Source organism: Acanthopleuribacter pedis, assembly GCF_017377855.1.
In the GTDB taxonomy this organism is placed as follows: domain Bacteria; phylum Acidobacteriota; class Holophagae; order Acanthopleuribacterales; family Acanthopleuribacteraceae; genus Acanthopleuribacter; species Acanthopleuribacter pedis.
The window spans coordinates 101,362-125,747 of sequence record NZ_JAFREP010000025.1 but is presented as its reverse complement, the minus strand read 5'-3'; the positions used below and the strand labels follow the sequence as shown (position 1 = coordinate 125,747).

The window sequence follows — 24,386 nt, the reverse complement described above, 5'->3', positions numbered from 1 at the left end:
AACCCATTCGAGGTTTCTCAGGTCTGTATCTATAAAGAATGATGTTGAACACCGCGCACGGAGAACTTATGCGTCGTCCCAATCCTATCGGCCTTATCAAAGCGCCTAACATCTCCATTTCACTGGGTTTGCTTGGCTTCTGTTTCTTCTGCCTGCCTTTATCACTGCGGGCTCAGGATTTACAGGTTCGCATCGTCGACCCGCCACCCAGCCCCGATTTCATTTTGATCCAGGTCAATGAAGAACGCACCTTGCGCGCAACCTCCGAACCCAAGGTGAACCATCCGCTTGATTTTCGCTGGGAGGTGTCCGCGGAGATAAACCCGACCTTGATTCTGGCGACCTTAACCGGACCCCAGGTCCCCATCGCCTTTCCCCTGCCCGGCAAATACATCGTGCGCTGTTTTATGCGCGATCCCGCCACCGGCCGCGAGGCCCCGGGCCCGGACGAACGCCGCTTTGAAGCGGTGGTGCAATCCATGATTAATACGCAAATCGTCGCGCCCCCGGAAGAACTGCTGCGCATCAGCGTCGGCTCCGTCATCCCTTTTGGGGCGACCTCGGAACCGCCCGACCCGGCAACCCTTTTTCACTGGGAATTGCGCGAGGAACGGGCCGATCCCCAACCCATTCGCTTTGGCGGCCCCCAAATCGAGATCCCGTTCGACAAGCCCGGGCGCTTCGTGCTGACCTGCCAGGCCGAGGACAGTGCCGGCAATCGCGATCCCATTCCGGCTCAAAGATTTATTGAGGTCATCAGCGAATCGCTGCGCATTGTCTCACCCGAGGCGCCGCCCGACACCCGCGAAATCGTCGTGGCGCTGAACGAGACCGTCACCTTCCGAAGCGAGGCCAAGGGCAATTTAGATCGGGTCGCCACCACCGCCTGGGTGCAAAAACCCGGCGATACCATCCTGTGCCGCGACACGGAGGAATGCGCCGTAACCTTTAGCGAACGGGGCAAGTTCACCATTAACGTGGTGGCCTTGGACGCCGATAACCGACCGGTCATCGGCGACTTCATGCGGGTGAATGTGGCCCCGCAATTGGACTTTGACATCGTTTCGCCACAAAACCGGGCGGAATACCGGGTCGGCGAAGCGATTACCTTGGAAGCGACCCTGAGCGGCGAATTGGCCGATGATCCCAACACCGTGGTCAATTGGTTGGGGCGCGACATTCGTTTGACCGGACTGAAACCCGATCCCATCACAATTAACCGACCCGGCCACTACCAGGTACGGGTATTTGCGGTAAACCAACCCAAAAATTACGTGGTTGAGCATCAAGTGTCCTTTAAGGTTTACGACAGCAATGCCACCCCTTCCTTCCGCATCATCCGACCCCGCACCAACGTGCGTCTCCCGGTCGGTCGCGATGTATTTTTTGACGCCTCGTTCCGCAATGTACCCCGCGAACAGCAGAACCCCGCTTGGCAAATCGTCAATCTTGAGGACGAATCGGTGTTAACCGAGTCGACCCAGCTTGCGCTGGGAAAAGTGACCTTTGAACAGGCCAGCAATTACGAGGCGCGGCTTTATTACCGCAACGAAGCATCGGGCGAAAGCCTGCTGGTAGATCAACGGGCCGTAACCGTTGGGAACCAGACCGATTTTGGCGATAACTCGCAAATCGACCGACCGGCCGACGTCCAACCCGGCCGGTACGACAGTTTGGTGCTGGACGGCGATCAGTATTTCCGCTACACCCTGGCTGAAGACGGGCTGACCATCAGCCTCGATCTGGATTTGGACGGTCCGGCTGAAATCGTTTTTTTACGCGAGCCGGACCAAGTCTTGTGGCAACGGCGGTTGGAGAAGGGCCGCAATCTCCAGTTCCCGAATCTTCCCGCGGGCAATTACATTGTCGGCGCCCGTCCCCAGGCAACCGAGGGCGCGACCAAAAATCTCAGCTTCGGCTTTGCCATCGAAGTCCTCAACCCCGGCCTCTTTTTTGCCGAGGTCACCGAGGACGAAGATTTTTCCACGGAAATCGGCATTATTAACACCACCAACAGCGCCGCCAACCTCACCATCATTGCCTATGACAACGCCGGCAATACCTTGGAAAAAATCGAACGCGCGGTGGAGGGGAACGGGATGTACCGCGACAGCGTGGTTTCGCTGTTCCCCGAGGTCATCAATGATGTGGCCTGGATTCGCGTCGACAGCACCGCGGAAGTCGTTGGGTACTCACTGACCTGTAATCAGACCGAAACCGAGGCCTACGCGGTGAATGCCGCCAAAAAACTGGCGGAAGAATTGTTTGTGCCCCACATCGCCCAAGCCACCGAAACCTGGTTTACCCGCGCCTCCGTGGTGAACGGTTTAACCGAACAAACCGAGGCCCTCATGACCGCGGGCACCTACAGCGGCACCCTCGCCAACAACGCCAGTTTCTCCAAGGACGGTTTTGATTTCCTGACCCGCTTCGAGGGCAGCATTCCCGAGGGCGCCACCTGGGCGACCTTCAGTGAACAGAACCAACAAGCAGGCCTGCTCGGCGTGGAGGTCTTCGGACGCGTCGATCAATTTGAACACAGCGCCGCGCTCGGCTTGGAAGGGAGTCGGGCCGATAACGCCAATTTCGTGGCGGAATCCAACAGCCTGTATTTTGCCCACGTGGCGCGGGATATCGGCCAATTCTGGACGGGGATCACCCTGGTCAATGTCGCCGACAGCCAACAAAGCGCGTTGGTCCGTGCCTATGGGCCGGGCGGCGCCTTGGTCGGGGAAAAAACCATGACCTTCGCCGCTCAAGAGAAAAAAGTATCGCTTGCCGACACGTTTCTGGAAGGCATCGGCTCACCGGCCAACGTCGATTGGTTTGAGGTCATCGCCGACGCCGATATTCTCGGTTACGAATTGTTCGGTACCTGGGACAACAAACGCATGGCCGGCTTGGAAGCGATTGCCAAAACGGCCGAGGAAATTTGCTTCCCGATGATCGACCAAAGCGGCGATTCCTTCCACGGCTACGCGGTAGTTAATGTCGCCGCCGCGGCGAGCGAGATCCGTTTCGGCCTTTACGCCCTGGACGGCTCGCTCATCGGCGAAACCGAACCCACCACTTTGGCCGGCAAAGAAAAACGCATCTTTTTGCTGAGCCAACTTTTTGAGAATGTCCCGCTCGAGGCCGCATGGGTTAAAGCATCCGCCGCCAGTGAGTTGGTCGGCTTTCAGTTACTTATCAGCAAAGACGGTGAAATGATGACCGGGGTGATTGCCCAATAACCCTTCGTTGGGCCCTCTTTCCAGGCAAAAGCAAAGCCCCCCTCCCGACAAACCACAAAACTCGGTTACAATAGGGTTTTCCGATAGCCATGAACCTAGAGAATGCGATTCTTGGCAGCCTATTCGCGCAGCTTACCGGTCTTCAACGGGTGATGAACATGCTCGCCGACCTTCCCAAAACCGTCCGTGCATGTTCCGCCACCCGTAGCGCCGGTCCCAGGCGCACCCCGAGCCAAGACTTGGACAACGGCATCTTCCTAAATCGCAACCTTTTGGTTAAATTTTGTGGTCCCCACGGATGGGATATGTGTTGAGGAGGCGTTTTGGCCAGTTTCGTTCACGACCTGGGCATCGTTTTAGGTGTTGCAACCGGCACCAGCATTATTTGTCGCAAAATTAATCAGCCAAGTATTCTCGGGTTTCTCGCCGCGGGCCTGATCGTGGGCCCTTACATACCCATCCCGCTATTCGCCGATACGGCCCGCGTGCACACCCTATCGGAGTTCGGGGTTGTTCTGGTCATGTTTTACATTGGGCTGGAATTTCAACTCAGCAAACTCTTTAAGGTCCTGCCGGTCGCGGGTTTCGCGGCTTTGATCGAAATCGGTACCATGCTGTTTTTGGGCTTTACCATCGGCCTCGCCCTGGGCTGGTCCAACATAGAGGCCCTATTTCTCGGTGCCTGTATCTGTATTTCGTCCACCATGCTGGTGAGTAAAATCTTTGAGGACGGCCCGGTCGGGGCCGACGTGCGCACCTTTGTGCTGGGCATCCTCGTGCTGCAAGACGTGGCCGCCATCGCCCTAATCGCGGCCATGACGGCCGTGGCCGAAAGCGGGAGCGTCTCGGTCCAAAGCCTGGCCCTCACCCTTGGCAAACTGCTCTTTACCCTAACCATGATGATCGCCCTCGGCTTGCCGATCGTACCGCGTTTGGTGCGCCACGTGATGTCCTTCAAAAACAACGAGGTCATTATCATCAGCGCCATCGGCCTGTGTTTCAGCTTTTCGCTTTTGGCCGAATCCCTGGGCTATTCCGTGGCCTTGGGCGCTTTTGTCGCCGGTGTTTTGGTGTCGGAATCGGGGCGCGGCCACGATATCGTCCACGCGATTCAACCGGTCAAAGACATCTTCGCCGCCGTCTTTTTCGTATCCATCGGCATGACGGTCGAACCCCAACTCGCCCTCGAAAACATCGGCCCTTCCATGCTCGTGTTTGTCTGCGTCATTGTTTTTCAATTGCTCAGTATCTCCATCGCCGGCGTCTTATCCGGTAACGGTTTGCAAAAGTCGATGACCTCCGGTTTGAGCCTCGGGCAAATCGGCGAATTCGGGTTTATCATCGCCGCCATCGGCATCAGCGCCGAGGTGGTCCGTCCCGGCCTACAACCGATCATGGTGACGGTTGCGGTGCTGACCGCCTTCACCACCCCGCTGGCCCTAAAATGGGCACCGCGAATGGTCGCTTTTGTCGATCACAACCTACCCAACCGCTTTAAAAACTCGATTGTCGTTTACGAGGGCTGGATCAGCGGCCTGCGCACGAGCAGTGGCGGCGGCGGCGGCAAGTCGCCACGCCGCAAAGCGGTTAACGCCATCACCTTCGACGCCTTGGTGTGGGTTGTGGTCACCGCCCTGTTTATGTACGGGTTCACAAGCATCTCCACCTTCCTCTCGGAGAAATTGGCCATCACCCCGGCCCAGGGCAAAATGGTCTCCTTCGCCGTCTTCTTTGTTGCCTCCATTCCGCTTCTGATCGGCATCGTGCGCAACACCCACAAATTGGTCGAAGGTATTTTGCAGGGGATTGAGGAGCGCCGCGCTCGCGCCAACGCCCATATCACCCCCATCGGTGCATCCCTGCTGCGCGCCTCGATTCACGTATTGGTCATGATGGGTATCGGCATTCCGGCGGTGGTCATTCTCCTGCCTTTTGTCGGTTCCGCCGCGATCATCGCCCTTGTGGCAGCGGGGATCATTATGATGATGGGATTGTTGTGGCGTTCGGCGGGCCGTTTCGACGCCGAGATTAGGTCGGAAGCGGAACGCCTTATCGCGTTTCTGGACCGCCAACGCACCGAAGGCGTCTCGGAGCAAGCCCCACAAGCTTTTTTCCCCGACCTCGACAAAATGGACGGTATTTTCATCTTGGAAGGCCTTCCAGTCATCGGGAAAACCTTATCGGAGTTGAACCTGCGCGCGCGCTCCGGCGCATTGGTGGTCGCCATCCACCGCGAAGGAACCGACGTGGTTCTGCCAACGGGCTCCGAAATCGTACGGGCGGAGGACTTGCTGTTCGTCACGGGCACGGAGGAGGCAGTCGCCAAGGCCCGTGAAATCATCACCAACCCGGAAGCAGAGGAAAGCTAACATCAAACACACCAAAAAGATACTATTGTTATACACGATTAAGTAATAAAAAACACATAAGCCGATGACACATCACATTCGAAGTGATAGAATCATAATAAAATGAGAACCTGAGGCGAAGAAATGCGAAGCATTGACCTGGTCATCACCGATTTAGACAACACCTTGTACGACTGGGTTCATTTTTTCACAGCTTCGCTGTACGCCATGACACAAAAAGCCGCCTTAATTCTGTCAGTTAGTGAAGAACAGTTGCTCAAGGAGCTGCAAAAGGTCCATCAGCGATATCACAACACAGAACACCCGTTCGCACTTCTGGAAACGGAAACGGTCAAGCATTACACCAAGGGGCTTTCGCGAAAAAAACAGATGAATGCTTTGGATGAAGCATTCCATGCATTTAACGCGGTGCGCAATCGTGAACTAACGCTTTACCAAGGGGTTCGCCAAGGTTTGCAGCGGTTGGTAAACAGCGGCGTCACGGTTGTCGGTCACACGGAAGCGACCTTACCCAACGCCGTGTTCCGCCTTAAAAAGTTAGGACTTACACCTTTTTTCCACGGTTTACATGCCCCTGCCCATGGGGGGTTGCCTCACCCTAAAGGGCCCAGTCCGACAACGGCCAATCAGGGTATTAAAATTGTGACGTTACCGCCAAAGCAAAGAAAGCCAGACGTTGCGGTATTGAAGGGCATATTGGACGAGTGGGACGCCAAGCCTGAGACAAGCCTTTACATCGGCGATTCGCTCATTAAGGATATGAGCATGGCGGTAGAGGCCGGCCTGGCAAGTGCTTGGGCAAAGTACGGCACCCACCACCCTGACGAAGCCTGGAAAAAGTTGGTTCGCATCAGCCATTGGACCGAAGAGGATGTGGCTCAAGCCGAGACCTTGCGAATGCGTTACCCCAACCTGGAACCGGATGCAGTTTTGGATCAGTCCTTCGAACAGATTTTTTCTCATTTTCATTTCGAACCCGCCAACAAGGGTACCTGCAGTTATGCCTAATCCTACGCTTTCCGTTTTGTTTCGATACCGCGATTTAATCGCAAACACTTTGGAGCAACACCGAACACTTATTGCCAACCACGGCGCTTGTTGGTGGGGTTGGTGGAAAAAGCCCTACGAAGACTATCGCCAAGAAGTCTGGGAACACCTTCTGGAAGAAATTAATCAGAACGGGCACATCATTATCGGTCTGTTTAATTCAGGCGCCAAGCAACACCTTTCCGTGTTTCACGCGCGTGTCGTCGCTGTCAAAGCACCCGAGGAAGAAGGGACGATTAAACTCAATGAGGAAGAACGCCTGTTGGTACCAGGTTACTACCGAAAAAGCCCCTACAGTTTGGGCTGGTTAAAGCTCGATCAAATCGCCACCGAGCCCACCGATTTTTTTAAAAATTACAGCTACCTCAAGGCCCCGCCGCTTCCCTGGATTGAAAAACATCATCTTCATCTATTGGACGACAAGGTCATTCATGACCACGGCGAATTGAGCGCCATGGACACCACCATCTGGCAAATACGGCCTCGGCACGATGAAGATCGTGACGAGCGGCTTGTGTTTCCCGGTCTTGTCATCAACGAACCCCTCTCATCCCAGCCAATCCCGCTAAAGGGCGAGACCATCCTGCACCTAAGCGATCTTCACTTCAGCTTGGGAGAAAAGCTAAGGGCACAACACGTTTGGGGCTACAGTAACGAGACCCAAGGGAAAACCACCTTGGTGGAGGCGGTTGAAGCCGGCATTCAGGGACACCGAATTGGCTTAGTCATTATCAGCGGCGATATTACTTTTTTAGGAAATGAGGCCGAATTCGAGATCGCATACCAGGAAATTCGAACCTTGCTTAACATGCTCTCTCTTGGACCAGAGCATTTGGTTATCATTCCCGGCAACCACAACATTCAATGGAGCAATCAAACCACTTACCACCACGATGCTCCGGTCAATCATCCCCCGCCCAAGGCCCGCGCGGCCTACGAACAATGTTACCGTCGCATTCTCAAGCATGACCCCCACGAAACGCTAACGATGACCCGCCGTTTTGTTTTTCCAAATGGGCAAGTACTGGAAGTCGGTGCCGTCAATTCGAGCAGCCTAGAACACGGGAAGGATTTTTTGTCCGGCATGGGCCGTGTCCACCCACGGGCTTTTGCCGCCATCAATCAATCCCTGCACTGGCAACAGCAACGCAACTCGCTCGCATTACGGTGGCTTGTGGTTCACCACCATGTCTGTCCCACGGAAAGCATTGAATCGCCGAATGAATACGGCAAGGGTTTTGGGATGGCCGTGGACGCCGCCGCAACGCTGCGCAAGTCAGCCGCCGCCGGCGTACACTTGGTACTTCACGGTCATCGCCATCAGCCCTTTATTTGGCGTACCGCGGTTTTTGGTTCACCAGAAACCGATCCTGGCGACTGCCTAGGCGAGGTCGCCGTCCTCGGCGGCGGCAGTGCCGGCTCACGTGCGGTTAATGATCAGCAGCTGAACTTTCATTTAATTCGACCGAGGACCGTCCAACTTTCAGTATCGTTATTTCGATCACGCCGGATGCAGGAACCCTTTAAAGAGGTGCATCAATGGTGCGCCCCCCTGTCCATAAAGGACGGCCACTTGGTACTGGGGAACTGGCGATCCGTTCCAAAGCAAGAAAATTGACCCTGACGGGGTTCAGGCCTATTTGAGGCGGACGACCGCGCGTTCCTTCATCAAGACCTTGTTGGTTTTGATGTCGGTGACCGTGGCAATCAGCCAGCGATCCTCATTGATCCCAAAAGCAATTTCAAGGCGCGCCTTGCGGTCCTGGGGCTGGTGCGGCGGGTTGAGACGACCCAAGGTGGGATCCTGCTCGTTAAGGGGAATGACCAATCGGCCGCCCTCCTCCGAATCGTCGCCGGCCTTGTGGAGTTTCCCCTGGGCGTCCCACACGAATTCTTCGACTTCCTGACGGTGACGCCCGAGTTCGCAAATCACGAGCCGAAAGAGATCTTCCGGTTCACCGCCCGCGCAGGTCGGTACAAAAAATTGTTTGTTAAAATCCTTTGGCGTGGGGAAGTGGGTTCCGGCCGGCACAATCACGTGATACGCCTTCTTTTTGGCCTTGGCGTCAAAGGTTTGAATCGCGTAGTCGTGGGTAATGAAGTCGGAGGTTCGCCGTCCACCGTCGGAAAATACGCTGGCACCGTAGGCAACCGCAAAGAAGGGTTGCCATGCGCGAACCCGGTCACGACCAAAATGTTTTTCGACCACGGAATAGACCTGAGGAAGTAAGGTCGAACCGCCCACCATCAAGACCTCGCCGATATCTTTGTTGGCGATGCCGTGGCGGGTGGCCTGACGTTCGATGGCACGCAATGCATCTTTTATGGCGGCGTACAGCCCTTTTTCATCGAGCAGGTCGATCAGATCTTGGCGGTTAACGGTAACCGGGTCTCGGCGGGGCCCCCCCTGCATTTGCAGGATTTTATCGAAAGAGCGCAATTGTTCGGGCGGTTCGAGTGAGAAAAAGGTTTCTTCCTCAAAGAAGAGGCGTTCTTTGACCCGACAGGCTTCGCCGAGCATGGCGTTGTACCACCATTGGGCGACCATTTCGTTGATACCCTGTAATTCGAACCCTTTTTCGGCCGCGAACTTTTCGAACAGCCAGGCGTCGACGTGGTTGCCGCCAAGGACCAGACCTTCTTTGGCCAGAACCTCGCAGGCCCCGATTTTTTCGCTTTTCTGTTTGGTCATGCGGATGAGGGCGAGGTCAAGGGTGCCCGCGCCGAAATCAACAACCAACACGGGGCGGTCGTCGCGAATGGAAAGGCCGTAACCCAGGGCCGCGGCGACAGGTTCATCGACAAAACCAACCTTGCGAACACCGACCTCACGCGCAATTTCTTTAAGCACGGCACGGTAGGGCTCGAAGCTATCCACGGGGGTACCGAACACCAACCGGCGCGGCCATTTTCCGTCCTTCTTTTTCATGAAATGCATCAGTTCAAACAGAAAAGTGGTGGCGACAACCCGAGCACCAACCGTTCGGCGTCTCACCCGCCCGAGGGTGCGGTAACTGTCGCGCATCAAGGCCGATTTGAAGGTGGGCACGAATTGGGCACTGGAGGAACGGGCATTTTCATCCAAGGCGGCGCGACCGATCAAGGCTTGGTAGGGCGTCGGTAACCAGCGTCGCAACCATTTATAACGATACAGGTTGCGGGCCCACGAATCCCGTTCACTGAGGTAGACGGCGGAAGGAATCGAATAGCGAACTTCCAAGTCACGCCCTTCCTCGGCATCCCGCGCGATATCGGGAAAATGGCCCATACGCGGTTCGTTGTTTTGATCATCCCAGCGCGCAACAGCGGTATTGCTGGTTCCCAAATCGATGGCCCAACTTGTCATTCAGTGACTCCCTCGGTCTGTTGGTCGTTCCAATAAAACATGCGCACGACAGCAACCACAATTGCCGCGGCGGGCTTTTTACCTAAAAAGCGCCAAACACGCCAAAAGTTTCAGCTAAAACTCTGGTGTGAAATAACTTGAAAAAGTAAACCAGGATCGCACCGAACCTCACTGGTGAATGGCACGTTTTCCCACAGCTCGTTGCCCCCCAGAGGTTTGGTTGAAATCACCGCGAGGTCTCGCGCTAATTAGGTTTTATGCTACTGGAATCAGGGCGAAAAGACATCCCTTAGCGTGCAACAGTTATTGCGACGATTTCTTTTCGGCGCCCCGTTTAACAACGCGCGAAAGCGAGGAATTTCCTGCAACCAAAAAATGCAGAAACCGGAACAGGACGGTTCGGCCGCCCGATAATCAGCCAAAAAAACTATTCATATTTGTTTCTTATTTCACTATTACCTCATTCGACATATTGACGCACGGCATCTAAAATCCTAGCAATGCTCGAACCACGCTCTCGCACTGACGATTGCGGAACCCGTCCTCCCCGGTTTCGCCCAAGCGCTCTACCTAGCCCGCAATTCCCACAAGGAATTCTGCCACGGGGCAACCCGTGCGATTACGAGGGGGCGGCCTTCCGCATTACTCTGTCGCGCAATACGCGACGTAGCGCTGCTACGCCGAAGGGTTGGCCCCGCTCCGCTTGCTCTCGGCCGTAACCTTCGTACTCACAAGGCTTACAGCTTCTCGCGACAATTCCTTGAGAGAAATGTGGCCTCTCCCGCATTTCGTCGCGGTTGATCCGCTGGATCGGGCGTGATTCCGAGCCCTAACATGAATTCATTCGAGGAAAAAAATGCTAAGACTTATTGATGCTTCGTTCTTGCTCCTCTTCTTCTTTTCTCTTGGCAGTGGGCCTTGCCTGTCTCAAAACGGCGTCGCCCAAAACACGCTTCCTTCAATCCACACCGAACCCCACTTCAAACAACCGCCCGACCAACGCGGAACGCAAGGAACGACCTTCGCGGAAGGTGTCGAAGTCGGCCGAATCACCCAATCGGTGCTGGATGAGATTTCCGGCATCGCGGCGAGCCGGGCAAACGAGGGCCTGTTTTGGGTCCACAATGATTCGGGGAACCCGCAACAGGAACACATTTTTGCGATTGACGCATCCGGCCGCGGGATCGCGAACTACGCCCTTAGCAACGCAACCAACGTCGACTGGGAAGACATCGCGGTTGGGCCGGGCCCGGAACCGAACAAAAGCTACGTGTATGTCGGCGACATCGGCGACAACGGGGCGCGCCGCGATATTAAAACGCTGTACCGCGTCGAAGAACCGGTGGTCGGCCAAACGGGCGCTTCGCTTCGTGCCGATGTGATTCGCCTACGCTACCCGGACGGGCGGCGCGATGCGGAAACCCTGCTGGTCGACCCCGGCAACGGCGATGTGTACGTGGTCAGTAAAAGAGAGCAAAGCAATCGCGTTTACCGATTCGCCGCACCCTTGCGCCACGGCACAACCCATACCGGTGAAGAAGTGGCGCGCATCAATATTCACTGGTTAACCGCGGGCGATATCGCACCGGACGGCAGCCGCATCATTATTAAAACCACCAACCGCAACTACCTGTGGCTTCGCGACCAAGACGAACCAATCGGCGCGGCCCTTTCCCGCGATCCCCTCAAGATACCGGTGCGCGGCGAACCGCAGGGGGAGGCCGTTGCCTGGGATGCCTTGGGGTTGGATTACTACACGGTTTCGGAACGCGCCAATCAACCCATTTACTTTTTCCAGGGATTGGACGGCGGCGGCGATACCACGCCCCCGATTATTACCGTCCGCGGCGCCAATCCGATGACGGTTGCCCTCGGCGGCGTGTTCCGCGATCCGGGCGCCGGCGCGGTGGACGATACGGACGGCGATTTATCAGCACAAATCCGCGTAACGGGAAGCGTTGACACAAGCCGCAAGGGACGCACCACGCTGCGTTACGACGTCACGGATGCGGCCGGTAACGCGGCGATCACGGCCACACGGTCCGTGGAGGTGGTGGCTCAAGACGACCCCTCCGGCCACCGCACGGCGCGCCTGCGCGCAAACGAACAGCTCGCGGCAAGGGAATGGCTCCAGTCCGAAAACGGGACCTACCGCTTCAAGCTCCAGGGGGACGGCAACCTGGTTTTGCGCAATCGCCAAGTTGGCCAGGTTCGTTGGGCGTCGGGGACCCAGGGGCGATCCGGCACAAGAATGATTCTTCAAAGAGACGGCAACCTGGTGCTCTACACGGCGGCCGGGCAAGCCGTTTGGGCGAGCCGAACCGTCGGATCAGGCGCCACCCACTTGATGCTTCACAACAATGGATCGCTCGCCTTACACGCGGGTTCACGGGTGCTGTGGTCGGTAAACGGCAATCCTCCGGCCAAAACCAGTTGGGTCACCTTGATCAATCATGGTTTTGATCCCTTAAAAACGGATTCCCCCGGCGGCGCGCACGAAACCCTCGATAACGTGGCATTGAGCGGTTACGGCACGCTCGAACTTAAGTTCGTTTTCGAAACCTTTGGTATGGCAGACCATGAGCGCCTGTTTGTAGAAGCCCGCGCCGGCCGTCAATGGCACCGATGGGAAACCTACATCCAAGGCGTCGAGTTCGACAACCAATTGGAATACACGGCGACCGTGGCGGTTGATGCATCGACCTTCCCGTTTAACGACCAAACCGAGATTCGCTTCCGAACGGAGGGCGCCGACGACACGGATCAGATCGCGATCAAGGCACTGCGCCTTCGCCTCCGCTAACAGATAACCCACAAGCAAAGGTCGCCACACGGGTTCAACACCCACAACCCGTTGCGGCGGCCTTTTCTACGGCGTTGGATTGGCAGATCAAAGGAAACGCTTCTCGGCGGGAAGCGTCTTTGCCGTGCCAGTCTTATGCAAGCAGTGCCAGTCTTATGCAAACACCTGAATTTAAGCAGAATAGTAACCCTTCCTCGTCCAAATGTCGCGCCCTTTGTGGGGCCGGCCGATTGGCGAAACCCGACTGTTTTTCCCCAATCTCGGGGTGCTAGGTCGCACCTCGAGCTGGTTGCCTGCCCCTGATTTGCACGGTCGGTTCACCACTTTCTTGCACCGCGGCCGGCAATCCTGGAATGAACCCAGGCCCCTGGTTGTTGGCCATGTGGGAAGGTTCAGCACATCCACCGAATCTTCGGCAGTTCGAGGCGTGCTTCTGCTACAATCGCGAGGCCTTGCGCCCCCCCACCACGCCACCTCGTTCACAGCCCTGCTGATGGTTGCACGCAATCATCAACGGCTTTGCCGTGGACGGGATGCAACCTTGCCAAAACATTTATTGATTGATCCACGAAATCTGGAGGGATCCCCACTCATGAAACAGCCGTACCCCCTCAACGCGCGAACACCTTTGTTATGGTTGATCTTCTTTACCGCATGCCCACTCTGGGCCCAGCAAGCCGGCCTCGAAATTTCGGTGCTTTTGTACCCCGAGCGAACCCCCCTCGCCGATCAAGCCGTCACGATTAGCAACGAGGCCACCGGTTGGCAACGCGTCTTGACCACCAACGCCTTGGGTAAAATTCGCATCGACGGCCTCTCCCCGGCCGACTACCGCGTGGTCGCCGCGGCCGACACCACCTACAGCGCGAGCGAAGCCGAACGGGTCGGTTTACGCGCCAACTTCGTCAGCAGTGTCACCCTGTTGCGTTTTCCGCGCCAAACCCAAACCGAATCACTCACGGTCACCAGCGGATTCGCCAAACTCAACGGGATCAACGGCGAAATTTCGTCCACGCTCAGTGAAGCCGAAATTGAAACGCTGCCGATTGAAGGTCGCGACATTACCCGCGCCTTGTTCCGTCTGCCCAACGTCACCCAGGCCACGGGCTTTTTCCCCGAGGCGCCCAACGTGAGCATCAACGGCGCCAACGCTTTGTATACCAACTACATGATCGACGGCCTCGACAACAACGAAAACTTTTTGGGCGGTCAGAAGTTCCCCATCCCGGTCGGCTTCACCCGCAACATCACGGTCCTGACCAACAACTACTCGGCCGAATTCGGGCGTACCGGCAACGGCATCTTTAACATCACCAGCAAAAGCGGCGGCAACACGATGGAAGGCGAGGTCTTTTATGTCACCCGACCGGGGCCCTCTTTGGACGCCTCCTCACCCTTTGCACAACGCGATCTGTCCGGCAACCAGGTGCAGGACGGTTTCCGCCGCGACCAGTTCGGTTTCGCGGTGGGCGGCGCTCTGGTCCCCGACCGTACCTTTTATTTTGTGAATCTGGAACACACGGCCGACGACAAAGACAACCTGCTTCGTTCCCCATCACTCGGCGTCAATGAAACGGTGGCCGGCGCCAATGAATTCACCTACACGAGCCTGAAAATCGACCATTACTGGAGCCCGCAATTCAGCAGCGCGCTGCGCGCCAACCTCGGCCAAGTCGCATTGGAACGCCAAGGCGGCGGCTTAGAGGGCGGGGTCACTTTTCCCAGTGCCGCCAACCGGCAAGACCGCAACGCGGCCTTGGTGGCCCTCACCAACACCTACATCGGTGACGGCTTTACCTACGAGGCCAATCTGCAGTATTCACGCTTTCGTTGGGACTATGGGGAACCAGTCTCGGGGCCCGGCCCACAAGTTACGGTCTTGGATGCACAGGGAATCACGGCGGGTGTGCTCGGCCATCCCGGCTATATCTTCGACGATTTGGAACGCACCTACCAGCTCCAGCAAAAGGTTTCCTGGGTTCGCGGCAACCACGTCTTCAAGGTGGGTTACGATTTGATCGCGGCCGATTTTGAACTGCTGGGCGGCGGCAATGTCAACGGCAACTACCTGGTCCAACTGAACCAAAACCAACAACAGGCCTTGATTGCACGAGGATTGGGCGCGGGACTGACGCTCAACGATTTACCCGCCGATGTCACGGTGCTGGATTACGCGGTGGAACTGCAACCCAAGGCATTCGGGCGCCGTCAAACGATGCACGGCCTGTTCATCGAGGACCAAATCTCAATCGGCAACCGCCTCGACCTGACCCTGGGCTTGCGCTATGACTACGATAACCTGACCGCGGTCGGCGGGGCCTCGGGCGATAAGGACAACCTCGCGCCGCGAATCAGCGCCAACTACGCGCTGGACGAACGCAGCGTGCTGCGCGGCGGCGCGGGCCTGTTCTATGAAAAACTGCCTTACGCGATTTACAGCGACGCCCTCCAACAGAACAGCACGGCGGAAGGGTTTCGCCAACAGCTCAACCAACTGATCGCATTGGGTATTTTGCCGGCGGACACCGACTTAGACGCAATCACCTTCGACGGCAACCTCACGGTGAACCCCACCGGGGTCACTTACCTCGGGGGCCCCACGCCCGATCAGGTCGCCAACTTGCGCGACACGGCATTTAGCAATGAACGCCGTATTCTCAATCCCAACGGTTGGGAAAACCCCGAAACGCTGCAGCTCTCGCTGGGATACCAACGCCAAATCCGCGACAATATGTTGTTTTATGTTGATTTGATGTACTCCCGTTCCGAGAACTTGGTGCGACTGCGTAACCTTAACGCCCCCAGCGCTTACGGGATCACCCGCGAACAGGCGGAGACCTTAAGCGATGCCGAATTGTCGGCCTTGGTGCGCGGCGCGGAAGAAGCGGACGCAACCCGCCCGGTCGCACCGGTCGCGGGCGGCGCACGCAACATCGTCATCAGCGAAACGGAAGGCGGCTCGCGCTACAAGGCGGCCAACTTCAACCTGGTCAAGGATCGCGGCGGCGACATCTATTCGTTCCGCCTGGGTTACACGCTTTCCGAGCTGCGCAACGACACGGAAGACATTAATTTCCGAGCCCAAGACAGCAACCGTTTCGGTGACGAGTGGGGACCGTCCATCAACGACCGAACCCACGTAATCAGCCTGCTGGGCGCGGTTCATCCCCTGCCCCGCTGGACACTGAGCTTGGCCGGCCTGATCCAGAGCGGTCAGCCGATCAACCGCATCCCCGACGCCTCGGTTTTCGGTACCACGGATCTCAACGGCGACGGCCGCGCCTTTGGCGACGCGTACCAGGGCAACAGCGACCGCTATCCCGGTGAAGCACGCAACAGCGACCGCTTACCCTGGTCCCGGATCTTCGATCTAGGCCTGAGCTACCGCTTGGACCTGGGCGGTAATCGCCTGGAAGTGCGCGCCGATATTTTTAACCTAACCAACGAAGACAACCTGAGCGGGTACAGCAACAACGCCACCCAGAGCAACCAAATTCAGGCAGGCCCCGCGGGTACGCCGCCGGTACAACGGAACGCGGGCCCGCCCCGCCAGTACCAATTCAGCCTGAGTTATCTGTTTTAGATTTCCCCCGCATCATGCTTTTTCAACCAGGGCTTTTCCACCAACAAGGAAAAGCCCTTCTCACTTCACAAGCCAAGACACAACCCCTTCGCACCACACACGCTTTATGGTAAAAACGGCGACCGACGGCAGGATTGTTCCAGCCCATGTTTTCGCCACCAACGAGGTTTTATGTCACGACGCGCGCACCTTCTCAAAAATGTAGGTTTGGTTTTTTGGGGATGCTTTTTTTTCTCCTGTGGTCGGCCCACCGCCACTGAAACCCAACCGCCTTTTGATCCACTCACCGCGGAATGGGCGGAGATCACCCAAAAGAGTCGTGACCAAACGGTGAATTTCGCCATGTGGATGGGCGATCCCTATATCAACGATTACATGCGCAACTGGGTGGTGCCCCGCGTCAAGGAACAACACGGCATCACCCTCAACCTGGTACCGGCCCAGGGTGGTCAAATCGTGTCGGCGATTATGACGGAACTGGAAGCGGGCAAAAAAAACAGCGAATACGACATGGTTTGGATTAACGGGGAAACCTTTTACCAGTTACGCCAAATCAACGCCCTGTTCGGCCCCTTCACCAAACAGCTCCCCAACGCGGCTCTGATCGATTTCGACAACCCCTTTATCGGCATCGACTTCCAGCAGCCCATCGACGGCTACGAGTGTCCCTGGGGCAATGTACAACTGGCGCTCATCTACAACAGCGAACGGGTGACCACCCCCCCGCAAAGTCGCGCCGACCTGCTGGCCTGGGTTGAAAAAAACCCTGGCCGCTTCACCTTTGACAGCACCTTCACCGGCATGACCCTGCTCAAATCCTGGATGATCGATATCGCGGGCGATCCCCAAATTCTGGGCGGCCCCTTTGACGAAGAGACCTATCGCCAAATCAGCACGGCGCTGTGGGCCTACGTGCGCCGACTCCAGCCCCATCTCTGGCGCGGCGGCGAAAGTTTCCCCAACAGCTTGGCCCAAATGCATCAAATGTTCGCCAACGGCGAGTTGGATTTCACCATGAGCAACAACGACGGCGAGGTCGACAACAAAGTGCTGCAGGGTTTGTTCCCCGAAACATCACGCGCCTACGTACCGGCCTACGGCACCATTCAGAACAGCCATTACCTGGGCATCATCGCGGGTTCGCCCAACAAGGCCGCGGCCATGACGGTGATCAACTTCATGATTTCGCCCGCGGCCCAACTCGAGAAACAGAACCCGGCGGTTTGGGGTGACGGCACGGTGCTCGACCGCGCCAAGTTACCAGCGACCTGGTCCGAAAAATTCGCATCCGTGCCCAACCGCGTCCACGCCCCGGCCCGAGAGACCATCCAGGACCGCGCCCACATGGAATTGGCCCCGGAATACATGATTCGCCTCTACGAGGATTTCCGCCGCGAGGTCCTGGGTGAATAACCCACGACGCGACCCATCGTTCTGGGCTTTTGCCCTGTTCGTCCTGGTCGCGGTTCTGCCGATTGCGGTGGGTTTGGTTTATGCGGCGGCCTACAGCTTTGGCACGGTCGGCCTGCTACGACAAGGTTTTACGTTTGACTTCTGGACGGCCACGCTCACCCGCTCGGAAATCTGGTTTTCCCTCCTCAACAGCGCTTATGTCGCCACCCTCACCTTAGCGCTGACTTGGATGGTCGCCCTCCCGGTGAGCCTCAGCCTACGACGCCCGCTGGAACAGGGCGCACTGGGTACGGCGGTGTACCTACCCTTGGCTTTACCGATGACGGTGGCGGCTTTTGTGGTGTTCCAGATGTTTACCGGTTCGGGACTGTTGGCCCGTCCCTTCGCCGCGCTCGGGCTGATCGACAGCCCGCAAGCCTTCATGCCGCTGATCCACGATCCGGCCTCCATCGGTGTGATCGTCGCGTTTCTTCTGATCACCATCCCCTACTTCTCGTTGCTGCTGCGCTGGTTTTACCGCGCGGAGGCGGTAGAGGAACTGTGTCGCCTCACGCTCACCCTGGGCGGAACCCGCCGCGATTGTTGGCGCCGCGTCGCATGGCCGATCCTCTGGCAACGCGGCCAGGTGCATACCATGTTGTGGTGGATCAGCGTGTTCGGCGCCTACGAAATTCCGTTGTTACTGGGGAAACAGTCACCGCAAATGGTTTCTGTCCTCACCATGCGGAAATTCCAGATGTTCGATCTGCAGCAGAAGCCGGTAGCCTTCATCGCGGCGCTGATTTACAGCGTGCTGGTCGCGGCGGTGCTCACCCTCGTGTTCCGACGCGCGGGCAAACAAGGTCGGCTCGGTGTTTGAAGCGCGCGGCACCCGCCGATTCCTCGCGGTCGCGGCGGCCCTGGCCTTTTGCCTGGGCCCCTATCTGTTGGTTCCGTTGCTCAGCCTGACCAACAACTGGCGTTTTCCCCACCTGCTGCCGACCGACTGGCAAGCGCAACACTGGTCGCACTTCCTCACCGGCAGCGCGATGGTGGACAGCATCGGCATCTCCCTGTTGATTTCACTGTTGGTCTGCGCGGTCGCCACACCGCTGGGTTTTTTGGCGGCGCGTTATGTGGCCTACCACCCTCGTCGCGAGCAACTGCTGATCACGGCCTATGCACCCTACGTCTTTTCGCCGGTCATCCTGGCCACGGTGTTGCTCTACCTATATTTGAAGCTGGATTTGGTGGGCTCGATGCTGGGTGTGCTGGCGGCACAAATCATGTTCGCGGCCGGCTTTGCGCTGATTTTTTTCGTGCCCTTCTGGAACGACCACAAACGGCGCCTGGAAGAATTGGTCTACACGCTCGGCGGCAACCGGCGCCAGGCATTTACCCAAGTGTTACTGCCCCTATTCCGGGAACCCTTGCTGATCTGCGCCTTTCAAACCTTTCTCATTTCGTGGACCCAGTACGGGACCACCTTGTTAATCGGCGCGGGTAAGGTACAGACCCTGCCGCTAAAGGTCTACGATTTCGTGGCCGAGGCCAACCCCCAATACGCGGCCATGGCGGCAACCCTGCTCATCCTGCCACCCGCGCTATTGATTTGGTTCAATCGAAAACTCGCCCTTATTTCCAGCCAGGAACCCTTGTGAGCACCACGGCCTAACCAAGAGAAATCAATAAAGTTAAGATCGAATGCGCAACCCTTCGTTCAACGCAACGAGGTATTGATCCAGGGCGTAATCCAACCAAAACTTTGAACCGTAGGGCGTATCGTTCGCGCTGAGATACCCCATGTGCCCACCCACCTGCTCGCGGTGCAGATACACGGAAGCGGAACGTTGGGCCTCGGCATAATCGTGCCAACGGACGATGGGATCGTCGACCGAGGACATCAGCACGGTCGGAGTTTGAATGTGGACCAGCAGGTCCTTGGTGGAGCAGGAATGGTAATAGTCCTCGCGGTCGGAAAAACCGCCGGCAGGTGCGGTGTACAGGTTGTCGAAATCGTGTAGGGTGGCCCAGGGTGGGATTTGGTAAGGTTCGGGCTCTAAACCCGCGGCCTGACGTTGGCGCACGGAACGCCGCAGACGCAGCACAAAGCGCAGGTCGTAGACGCGATTGAACCCGGATTTAATCGCAACCGCCGCGGTTTGCAGGGCAATCGGTGCATTGACCGCCACGGCGCCGTCCGGCTTGGTGACGCCGCGTTTGCCGGACAGCAGCAGCAACAAGGCGTTGCCGGAAAGGGAGAAACCGACGGCGAGGTGGCGCGCCTTGGGAAATTTGCGGCGACCGTGGGCAATCACCGCCGCCAGGTCCTCACCGCGGCCGGAATGATAGGGCTCGCGCGCCAGACCCGCGCCTTCGCCGCACCCCCGGTGATTTACGGAAAAAACATGAAAACCCCGTTTGCCGGCGACCAGGGTGGCGCGGCTCATGTAATCTGCGTCGGCACTTCCCCCCAGGCCGTGGAACAGGTAAACGATGGTATCGGTGGTGCCGGGATAATAACGAATCGCGAGTTGATCGCTCCCGTCGAGTTGGACGGATTCGGGGGTACAACGGGGCAGGTCGTCCACCTTGCGCAGGAAATGGGAGAGGATGGTTTGGCGATGGCCACCGCGGGCCCACCATGGTGCGGACAAGGGTTTGGGCCGACGTTCTTCGAACAATTTATGCCAGGCTTCCGGCGAAAAATGATTACCCAACAAGCGCCTCGATTGCGCGCGCCAGGTTTTCGCGCGCCTGTTGTTCCCACGCCTGGTGGAGGTGGGGTGTGTGGTAAATCGCCGGGCGCGCCAAGAAACCGCGCAGGATTTCAGCGCGTTTGCGACGGTAAATAAAACCCGGAACGCGGCGGTATTCTTGCCGGATCGCCGTTTCGAATCGGTCGTAGATCTCGGTGGGACAACCGAGGATGCCGAGGTCGAGATCCACCAGAAGTTGGGCGTCGCGACCCTCGGGTTCGGCTTGGTGCTCGGTGGCCGTGATCCATGCATGGACCTGATCGGCAAAAACCGGATCGGCGCCGTCGGCACGCAAATCACGGGCGGCCCAATCGGCGCTGTCGCGTTCGTTGGTACCGGAGCCGATGCGATAGATTGCGTCGTGGTACCACAGGCCCACGGCCACCGCGTCCCAAGCGTAGGGCTTGTCGGCGAGTACCAGATAGGCCTCATCCAGCCCGCGCAGACAGGCGATAACGTGCTCGAGGTTGTGATAGGCGCGGTGGGTTTCGCCGTAGGCGGCGTGTAGGGCGGCCAAGCGGGTCGCGCCGGACAGGCCGGTCACCCGTCGCCACAAGGCATCAAAGTCGGTAAAAGATATTGGTTGGGTTTCACGCACGACGCAATCCTCATCGACCCACGGGGTTTTTAGGTTGACACATTCGCGGATGCCAAACACCGAAAACGCACCACCCTGACCGGAGTCATTGATCCAGCGGAAGGGCCAAGTGAAACCTATCGGTTGGAACCGCGGTTCGTCGAGGCGGAAAAGGGCTGGGTTGGCTCCAGGGTGAACACGCCCGGGCTGATGTGGGGCAGCATAACACAAGAGCCAGATATCGCCGCCCGCCTAGCGATTTCATCGCGGGAAATCGATCACAAAGAAACCAATCAAACGTCGATTCGGTAATTGAGTCGGGCCTCGTCGCCGGTGATGCCCCGAAACCCCCAACAATGGGCGGGCTGTTCGTTCACGGTAATCTCCACATCCACGGGCGCCAAGCCCAGGCCATCCTCGAATGCCCGGAAAATCGCTTTAATAAGCGCTTTAATCGTTTCCGGGCTTCGGCCGGCCATCATGTTGATTTCAATCACGGTGTAAGCCGCGCTTCGGCCACCCGGTGCATAAAAGTCGTCTGAATCCATGGGAATGAATCGATGAGCACGCTTGTCCTCCGGCATCCCCAACACCTGCTGCATGCATTGGTGCAACAGGTCGGACATCTTCGCTTTGCGCGGGTTAAGCGCCTCTTTCACACCATAAATCACGATCATGGCAACGCACCTCGTCAAGCATCAATTGATCCAACAAAACTAAATCCGAAACAGTTTATCTTTCTGAGACAAGGAAACTATCTGATGGCTATCTACATCGATATCAGGTGGTAACTTATCACGTAAAACGGGCAAAATGTACTGACAATTCGTCTGAGATACCAGCTTCGTCAAAATGCTACTCAGTTGATTGTCGTGAACATTTTCAATTTGGTCCTGAAGAATAAAGTGTAAGCACTCAATCTCCCTGGAATCCGCAAACTGGATATATGCTAAATCGAATGCGGCGATCTGACCTTTCTTCTTTCCGGTTCCTAAATTACCACTAATGCTGCTAATTTCAAGAGTATAACCTTTCTCTTTCTTATCTGAACTCAAAACAAACTGCTCACCATAAAGCTGCTTGGACAGTAAAGAAAAATAGCGGTTAAATTCAGTTATTTGCTGCTGGATTAAATCATCCTTGGAGTAAATGCCTTTATTAATTTCATCGATCTCCTCCTCTAAAACATCAAGCTTATCCTGGGTCTCATCCCACAACTTTTTCTGACTCTCTAAGGAGCCCTTGGTTTCAAAAGCTGAGTTCAACTTTCGATCAAGTTCACGGACATCTCCATAATACCCGAGCCTATCAAGTTGAAGCGTTAGGGCTTCCTGTTCAGCGAGAGCGGCCTCTAATTGGTCGCGCTGCTCTTTTAGCTCCGTCTCCAATTCGGGTAACTCTACCGATACAAACCGAAGCTTGCTTTGCACCATTTGATTATGAAAGACGACCGTTTCCTCAAAGGTCCGCTGTAAGTTGGGCACATAAGCTTTGGCCTGTTCATAAACAGACCGAACATGGCTTAAGTCAACCTGGCTCACCTCTTGCCGGAGAGCGTCTCTGCTTTCCAAAATCAATTGCTTGCGTAGCTCTAAACGCGTAATCACTCGTGAGAATTTTTGTATCAGGGATTTCACCTCAACAAAACGATTGAGCGTTTCGTTATAGTCTTCACCGTCACCTATTGACGCACGTTTTTCACTTAAATCCTTAATATCTCGATCCACAATGATCAATGACTGATTAATCTGAGAGTAAGAGGTCACTTTCTTGAGGCGATTCATTAGATTTCGCTCTTGGGTCCGTTCTCTTATCTTTTTTTGTTTCCGAGCGTTAATATCCACATCAACACCCAACCAAAACAGGTACAAGGCTTCGTACTCTTCTGTCCGTGTATACGGACTTAGTACCTTCAGAGTGTTGGTCAACCGTTCTTTTTCATATCGAATATTTTTGGCCACAAGCTGTTTCCAAGTAGGCTTCTCATCATCAGAGCGAAACACGAGAGATTTAAGCTTGGCGGGAAAGCTTTTCAATGTTTGTTTCTCACCATTAATCTCAAATACCTTCGCGGATCGCTCAAGGAAGTTACGACGAATAATAATATCGTCCATGGTCGAATCCAAGTCTCGTGTGAGCGTTAAACAAACTTCAAAGTCGGCACGCTTCACAAAAGCTTCAACTTGGGCATTGGCCTTTCCTTTAAATTCATCCTCGAGATAAATATTTTCCCCATCACTACCTAGGCAAAAATCAATCAACTTGAGTACGGTTGTTTTCCCAACATTGTTACCAGATTCTTGTCCTTCACATGAAATGGTTTCATCCACAATTAAATTCAAGCCCATATGGAACGGGATCGAACGGATCACAGCCTCACCCTTTTTAATCACCAGTGATCTCAAGAACATAAAACCAGTTCCTCACCTTCGCTCCGAACGGCACCAATAAGGAAAAGCCAATCAAGTGTCGCCATAAACACGGGAACCCCCACCGTTTGAACCTGACGAACAGCTTCAAATAAATCAAAAACCTTCTGACGTTTCGAGGTGGTCTTGAGAAGGGCCTCAAGCACCACGGCCCCCAAATAATAAACGTGATTTTCCGGTTTCAAGTCTGGTTCAACAATCATGATACGGGCTCCTCCAACACCTTACACCGCAAAAACGCATCCACCACCATCACCGCCACGGCAAAATCCCTGTCCGCTTCATCAAAACCCGACGCATCCAGGCGGTCAATTAAAGCCCCTTGAACGTCCTCAAGTAGGGCGTCCCCCATTTCAAGCACGGACGCTGCATCATGCGCCTCACGAAGACCTTTCGCCTTTAAATACAAGTACTGAATGTTACGCAACATGTTCTGCTTTCTGAAGCTACCGTGGGTTTCCAATTCTTGATAAATCGCGTTGAGCTGTCCGAAATAAGCTTTGTACACTTGAATCATCGAGCGGTTCCGAACCACATGATTGTGCGCGATTTTCGCATCGACTTCAAATGGTTCCCTCAATGGATGGAGACCATCACGCTCCTCAAAATCCCATTCGCTAATGGCCTTGACGGCCAACGCCATGGCTGAAAGCTTTTTGTGAGGGTCTCCAAGACGGTAGGTTTCCTCATGCTCCTGCTTCCAATGTTGCAACAAGGCCACGCCGTAGTCCGCTTCATTGTCGGGATTATCAATGACGCTGTGGCAGGCATCACACAGCAAAATAAGATTATCAACATGGGCGCGTTCCGCATCATTCATGTTGGGATTCCAACGTGGCCCCCCTGGC

Annotated in this window: 16 protein-coding genes; 9 read left to right on the top strand and 7 right to left on the bottom strand. The window is 56.0% G+C overall.

All coding sequences use genetic code 11. From position 1 onward, the window contains the following. Positions 1-68: 68 nt before the first annotated feature. The 4 genes from J3U88_RS24090 to J3U88_RS24075 all read left to right on the top strand — a co-directional run bounded on the left by J3U88_RS24090 (position 69) and on the right by J3U88_RS24075 (position 8,267). Positions 69-3,233 carry a hypothetical protein gene (locus J3U88_RS24090; protein ID WP_207861551.1) on the top strand — a complete coding sequence of 1,055 codons (3,165 nt, stop codon included), beginning with the start codon at positions 69-71 and terminating at the stop codon, positions 3,231-3,233. 323 nt (positions 3,234-3,556) lie between these two features. Continuing rightward, the gene (locus J3U88_RS24085) at positions 3,557-5,602 is read left to right on the top strand and encodes a cation:proton antiporter (RefSeq protein ID WP_207861550.1); all 2,046 of its coding nucleotides are present in this window, start codon (positions 3,557-3,559) and stop codon (positions 5,600-5,602) included. Positions 5,603-5,725: 123 nt separating this feature from the next. Then, on the top strand, positions 5,726-6,610 hold the full coding sequence (locus tag J3U88_RS24080; protein ID WP_207861549.1) for an HAD family hydrolase: 885 nt from the start codon (positions 5,726-5,728) through the stop codon (positions 6,608-6,610). After that, the gene (locus J3U88_RS24075) at positions 6,603-8,267 is read left to right on the top strand and encodes a metallophosphoesterase family protein (protein WP_207861548.1); all 1,665 of its coding nucleotides are present in this window, start codon (positions 6,603-6,605) and stop codon (positions 8,265-8,267) included. The genes J3U88_RS24080 and J3U88_RS24075 overlap by 8 nt, the downstream gene beginning before the upstream one ends. An 18-nt stretch (positions 8,268-8,285) precedes the next feature. Here J3U88_RS24075 and J3U88_RS24070 read toward each other — a convergent pair whose 3' ends face one another. Next, entirely contained in the window at positions 8,286-9,995 is a 1,710-nt protein-coding gene (locus tag J3U88_RS24070; protein ID WP_207861547.1) for an Hsp70 family protein, read from the bottom strand. 856 nt (positions 9,996-10,851) lie between these two features. Between J3U88_RS24070 and J3U88_RS24065 the strand changes: the two genes are divergently transcribed. From J3U88_RS24065 to J3U88_RS24045, 5 genes are all read left to right on the top strand, one after another. Next, complete coding sequence (locus J3U88_RS24065) at positions 10,852-12,798, top strand: immunoglobulin-like domain-containing protein (RefSeq protein WP_207861546.1); 1,947 nt, start codon at positions 10,852-10,854, stop codon at positions 12,796-12,798. Positions 12,799-13,390: 592 nt separating this feature from the next. Then, on the top strand, positions 13,391-16,381 hold the full coding sequence (locus tag J3U88_RS24060) for a TonB-dependent receptor (RefSeq protein WP_207861545.1): 2,991 nt from the start codon (positions 13,391-13,393) through the stop codon (positions 16,379-16,381). Positions 16,382-16,552: 171 nt separating this feature from the next. Continuing rightward, on the top strand, positions 16,553-17,794 hold the full coding sequence (locus tag J3U88_RS24055) for an ABC transporter substrate-binding protein (protein ID WP_207861544.1): 1,242 nt from the start codon (positions 16,553-16,555) through the stop codon (positions 17,792-17,794). Then, positions 17,787-18,653, top strand: coding sequence for a hypothetical protein (locus J3U88_RS24050; RefSeq protein ID WP_207861543.1), 867 nt, complete (start codon positions 17,787-17,789; stop codon positions 18,651-18,653). Before J3U88_RS24055 ends, J3U88_RS24050 begins: the two co-directional genes overlap by 8 nt. Next, entirely contained in the window at positions 18,646-19,434 is a 789-nt protein-coding gene (locus J3U88_RS24045) for an ABC transporter permease subunit (protein WP_207861542.1), read from the top strand. The genes J3U88_RS24050 and J3U88_RS24045 overlap by 8 nt, the downstream gene beginning before the upstream one ends. Before the next feature lie 33 nt (positions 19,435-19,467). Here the strand turns inward: J3U88_RS24045 and J3U88_RS24040 are convergent, their stop codons facing one another. The 6 genes from J3U88_RS24040 to J3U88_RS24015 all read right to left on the bottom strand — a co-directional run bounded on the left by J3U88_RS24040 (position 19,468) and on the right by J3U88_RS24015 (position 24,358). Beyond that, positions 19,468-20,493, bottom strand: coding sequence for a YheT family hydrolase (locus J3U88_RS24040; protein ID WP_207861541.1), 1,026 nt, complete (start codon positions 20,491-20,493; stop codon positions 19,468-19,470). Then, positions 20,486-21,130: an HD domain-containing protein gene (locus tag J3U88_RS24035; protein WP_207861540.1), complete on the bottom strand. Its 645-nt coding sequence runs from the start codon at positions 21,128-21,130 to the stop codon at positions 20,486-20,488. Before J3U88_RS24035 ends, J3U88_RS24040 begins: the two co-directional genes overlap by 8 nt. A 272-nt stretch (positions 21,131-21,402) precedes the next feature. After that, positions 21,403-21,786 carry a tautomerase family protein gene (locus J3U88_RS24030; RefSeq protein ID WP_207861539.1) on the bottom strand — a complete coding sequence of 128 codons (384 nt, stop codon included), beginning with the start codon at positions 21,784-21,786 and terminating at the stop codon, positions 21,403-21,405. Between the two features lie 39 nt (positions 21,787-21,825). Further along, positions 21,826-23,520 (bottom strand): DUF2326 domain-containing protein, encoded by a 1,695-nt coding sequence (locus J3U88_RS24025; RefSeq protein ID WP_207861538.1) that lies wholly within the window; start codon positions 23,518-23,520, stop codon positions 21,826-21,828. Then, entirely contained in the window at positions 23,511-23,741 is a 231-nt protein-coding gene (locus J3U88_RS24020) for an ABC-three component system middle component 6 (protein WP_207861537.1), read from the bottom strand. Before J3U88_RS24020 ends, J3U88_RS24025 begins: the two co-directional genes overlap by 10 nt. Then, the gene (locus tag J3U88_RS24015) at positions 23,738-24,358 is read right to left on the bottom strand and encodes an ABC-three component system protein (protein WP_207861536.1); all 621 of its coding nucleotides are present in this window, start codon (positions 24,356-24,358) and stop codon (positions 23,738-23,740) included. Before J3U88_RS24015 ends, J3U88_RS24020 begins: the two co-directional genes overlap by 4 nt. Positions 24,359-24,386 lie beyond the last annotated feature (28 nt).

Excerpts from the sequence above, each read along its gene's own strand:
- J3U88_RS24090 (WP_207861551.1), top strand. The coding sequence starts at position 69 with ATGCGTCGTCCCAATCCTATCGGCCTTATCAAAGCGCCTAACATCTCC.
- J3U88_RS24080 (WP_207861549.1), top strand. The coding sequence starts at position 5,726 with ATGCGAAGCATTGACCTGGTCATCACCGATTTAGACAACACCTTGTAC.
- J3U88_RS24075 (WP_207861548.1), top strand. The coding sequence starts at position 6,603 with ATGCCTAATCCTACGCTTTCCGTTTTGTTTCGATACCGCGATTTAATC.
- J3U88_RS24070 (WP_207861547.1), bottom strand. The coding sequence starts at position 9,995 with ATGACAAGTTGGGCCATCGATTTGGGAACCAGCAATACCGCTGTTGCG.
- J3U88_RS24065 (WP_207861546.1), top strand. The coding sequence starts at position 10,852 with ATGCTAAGACTTATTGATGCTTCGTTCTTGCTCCTCTTCTTCTTTTCT.
- J3U88_RS24060 (WP_207861545.1), top strand. The coding sequence starts at position 13,391 with ATGAAACAGCCGTACCCCCTCAACGCGCGAACACCTTTGTTATGGTTG.
- J3U88_RS24055 (WP_207861544.1), top strand. The coding sequence starts at position 16,553 with ATGTCACGACGCGCGCACCTTCTCAAAAATGTAGGTTTGGTTTTTTGG.
- J3U88_RS24030 (WP_207861539.1), bottom strand. The coding sequence starts at position 21,786 with ATGATCGTGATTTATGGTGTGAAAGAGGCGCTTAACCCGCGCAAAGCG.
- J3U88_RS24025 (WP_207861538.1), bottom strand. The coding sequence starts at position 23,520 with ATGTTCTTGAGATCACTGGTGATTAAAAAGGGTGAGGCTGTGATCCGT.
- J3U88_RS24020 (WP_207861537.1), bottom strand. The coding sequence starts at position 23,741 with ATGATTGTTGAACCAGACTTGAAACCGGAAAATCACGTTTATTATTTG.
- J3U88_RS24015 (WP_207861536.1), bottom strand. The coding sequence starts at position 24,358 with ATGAATGATGCGGAACGCGCCCATGTTGATAATCTTATTTTGCTGTGT.